4 protein-coding genes and 1 pseudogene are annotated in these 2,975 nt (G+C 75.7%); 1 reads left to right on the forward strand and 4 read right to left on the reverse strand.

What is annotated here, in order from left to right:
- From ACFXA3_RS39995 to ACFXA3_RS40010, 4 genes and pseudogenes are all read right to left on the reverse strand, one after another.
- Positions 1 to 682 (reverse strand): annotated as a pseudogene (locus ACFXA3_RS39995) (hypothetical protein); the annotation flags it as partial.
- 99 nt (positions 683 to 781) lie between these two features.
- The gene (locus tag ACFXA3_RS40000) at positions 782 to 1,162 is read right to left on the reverse strand and encodes a PPOX class F420-dependent oxidoreductase (RefSeq protein ID WP_385195941.1); all 381 of its coding nucleotides are present in this window, start codon (positions 1,160 to 1,162) and stop codon (positions 782 to 784) included.
- Positions 1,149 to 1,331 carry a hypothetical protein gene (locus ACFXA3_RS40005; protein WP_385195944.1) on the reverse strand — a complete coding sequence of 61 codons (183 nt, stop codon included), beginning with the start codon at positions 1,329 to 1,331 and terminating at the stop codon, positions 1,149 to 1,151. Before ACFXA3_RS40005 ends, ACFXA3_RS40000 begins: the two co-directional genes overlap by 14 nt.
- Positions 1,332 to 1,482: 151 nt before the next feature.
- On the reverse strand, positions 1,483 to 1,734 hold the full coding sequence (locus tag ACFXA3_RS40010; RefSeq protein WP_376194539.1) for a helix-turn-helix domain-containing protein: 252 nt from the start codon (positions 1,732 to 1,734) through the stop codon (positions 1,483 to 1,485).
- 65 nt (positions 1,735 to 1,799) lie between these two features.
- Here ACFXA3_RS40010 and map point away from each other — a divergent pair, with 65 nt between their 5' ends.
- Entirely contained in the window at positions 1,800 to 2,567 is a 768-nt protein-coding gene (gene map / locus ACFXA3_RS40015) for a type I methionyl aminopeptidase (protein WP_385195946.1), read from the forward strand.
- Positions 2,568 to 2,975: the final 408 nt, after the last annotated feature.

The raw sequence follows: 2,975 nt of genomic DNA on the forward strand, positions 1-2,975 counted from the left end.
GGGGGCCAGCCCCGTCGCCCGGCGGTTGCACCGGCCCCGGGCCGTGCGGCTCGGCGGCGTCGGCTCCGGCGCCCCACGTCCCGCCGCCGGTGCTCGTACCCGTACCCGTGACCGTCGGGCCGGTGGGCCAGGGGCCGCCGGGCTCTGCCGTGTTTCCCGGGGAGTGCGCCGGCCGGGTCGCCCCGGGCCCGTCGGCCGCGGCCTGCCCGGGCCACCGGGTGCTCGGGGCCGCGGGTGCGGCCAGGTCGGTGAGGCGGGCGGCGAGGTCGTGGTGGCGGGCGGCGGCCCGGGCCGCGTCGTCCCGGGTCCAGGCGAGTTCCGCGGCCAGCGCCTGCGCCTCGGGCCGGTCCGTCGTCGCGGCCAGTCGTGCCGTCAGCGCCCGGGCCGCGGCCTCCGAGGCGGCCTGCTGGTCGGCTGCCGCCGCCAGCAGGGTCTGCAGTTCCTGCGCGCCGCCCGGCAGCCGGTCCCACGCGGTGACCGCCGCGGCCCGCAGCCGGGCCGCGTGCTGCGTCTCCCGGGCCGCGAACTCGGCCCCCCTGATCCGCGCGAGGTCACCGAGCAGCGATTCCACCACGTCCCACGGCGGCATCGCCGCGCCGTCCAGACAGGCCCGCAGGCCCTCAGGATCCCTGCGCAGGAATTCCCCGTACCAGCCCGTCCCCGGATCGAGTCTCTGCGTCAACCCACGTAAGTAGTCCGAGAGTTGACCGATCGCCAGCGAAGTCGCGGTCTCCATGCCCGCATTGGACCCCACCGGTGTTACGGGCGGGCTACGGGAGTCTCAAAGCTTGACGGCGATCGCGGTGTGCGGCCGCTTCCCGCCCCGGGCCAGCATGGCCGGTACGTCCAGCAGCCAGAACTGCCACGTGTACTTCCGCAGCATCAGCGAGCGCACCCGCTTGAGCCCCGCCTCGTCCAGCAGCCGTGCCTCGCCCTCCAGTGCGGGCGCACCTTCGGCGACCCGCCCGCGCACGTCGCACGCGCTGACCGTGACCCGGCCGTTGTTGCGGATCCGCTTCACCTTCCAGGAGTCGGTGCGCGTCCACACGTACAGCTCGCCGCCGTCGGCCACCGCCCACACGGGCGTCGCGACGGGCGTGCCGTCCTTGCGGAACGTGGTCAGGCTGACGTACTTGCCCTGGTTCAGCTCATCGAGAGTCATCCCGGGAGCCTACGACGCCCGCGGCCGGGGCGCGGAAGGCCGCCTCCCCCGGCTTGCCGACCCGGACGGGCCCCTGCGGCACCGCGCAGGCGGCGAGCAGCAGGCCGGCCGCGAGCAGGGCGCCGAGCAGGGCGAATCCGAGCCGTTGGGATGCGTTGGAGGCTGACACGCCTTCACGCCTGCCCCGCTCCCGCCGGCGCCCACCGCCGATTGGGCCGTTCGGCCCGCCGGCCCGCCCGAAAGAAACCCGCAGGTCCGCGGGCCGGGCGGGCGCCGGGCGAACGTCGGGCGGCGCCGGGCAGGCAGACGCCGGGCGGGTCTCAGGCCGGCACGAAGGAGCAGCGGCGCAGTACGTCGTCGAGGGACAGGCCGAGCGCTTCGGTGAGGGCGGCCACGGTGAAGAACGCCGGGGTGGGCGCGCGGCCCGTCTCGATCTTGCGGAGGGTTTCGGCGGACAGCCCGGCGCTCGCGGCGACCTCGACCATGCTGCGGCCGCCGCGGGCCTCGCGCAGCAGTGCGCCCAGGCGCTCGCCGCGCTCGCGCTCTTCGGGTGTGAGTGGGGTGCGGACCATGTCCGCCATCCTACCCCCTCCCCCAATAACTATCCCGTTAAAGTTATACCGGTATAGTTATTGGCATGGTGGAACTGAAGACAGCAGAAGCGATCGAGGCCATGCGCGCCCCGGGCCGGGTCGTCGCCCGCACCCAGGCCGCCGTACGGGAGGCCGCCCGGGTCGGGGTCGGCCTGGAGGAGCTGGACCGGGTGGCTCGCGGCGTGCTGGCCGAGGCCGGTGCGAGCTCGCCATTCCTCGGCTACCGGCCGGAGTTCGCGCCGGTGCCCTTCCCCGCGGTGATCTGCGCCTCGGTCAACGACGCGATCGTGCACGGCGTCCCCGACGGCTACCGGCTGCGCGACGGCGACCTGGTCAGCATCGACTGCGGGGCGGAGCTCGGCGGCTGGGTCGGGGACGCGGCGGTCAGCTTCACCGTCGGCCGGCCGCGCCCCGCCGACCTGCGCCTGATCGAAACCGCCGAGGCGGCCCTCGCCGCCGGGGTCGCCGCCGCGGTGCCCGGCAACCGCATCGGCGACATCGCCCACGCCATCGGCTCGGTCTGCCGCTCCGCCGGATACGGCGTCCCGGACGGGTTCGGCGGCCACGGCATCGGCCGCAGCATGCACGAGGACCCGGGCGTGCCCAACGAGGGCCGGCCGGGACGCGGGATGAAGCTGCGCCCCGGCATGGTTCTCGCGATCGAGCCGATGCTGGTCGCGGGCGGTACGGACGACTACCGCTGCGACGGCGACGGCTGGACCCTTCGGACCGTCGACGGCAGCCGCGCCGCGCACGCGGAGCACACGGTGGCGATCACCGCCGACGGCCCGAGGATCCTCACGGCCCTCTGAGGAGCCCGGGCGTCATGAGTGGCGTGCAGCGCCGTTCCGGTCGCCCTGGCCGGCTTGCGTCCTGGGCCGGACGCCGGGGGTCACCGTGCCCGAGGGGGGTGGCGCGCTACCTGAAGTGGCTCCGGAACACGCCGGCCGCCGCCCCGGACCGGCTCCGGCGGGAGCCCGCCGCTGCCCGGACCAGCGGGGGCCGGCCCGGCCCGGTCAGCCGCCGGACGATCCGCCGGCGCATCGGGCGCCGAGGGCCGCCCGATGCCCGGAGGCCTTCGGTGAAGCCTTCGAGACCCCTGCGCCCGAGCCGGGCGGATCAGACCCCGGAGGCCGGCGCGAGATCGCGGCCGTGAACACGCGGTGGATCTTGAAGACGAAGGCGGCAGGCCCGAACGTCTTCCGGTGAGCCGTGGGCCC

This window comes from Streptomyces sp. NPDC059456, assembly GCF_042750055.1.
Lineage (GTDB): Bacteria > Actinomycetota > Actinomycetes > Streptomycetales > Streptomycetaceae > Streptomyces.

Coding starts and splice junctions, on each gene's coding strand:
- ACFXA3_RS40010 (WP_376194539.1), bottom strand. CDS start 1,734: ATGGTCCGCACCCCACTCACACCCGAAGAGCGCGAGCGCGGCGAGCGC.
- ACFXA3_RS40000 (WP_385195941.1), bottom strand. CDS start 1,162: ATGACTCTCGATGAGCTGAACCAGGGCAAGTACGTCAGCCTGACCACG.
- map (WP_385195946.1), top strand. CDS start 1,800: ATGGTGGAACTGAAGACAGCAGAAGCGATCGAGGCCATGCGCGCCCCG.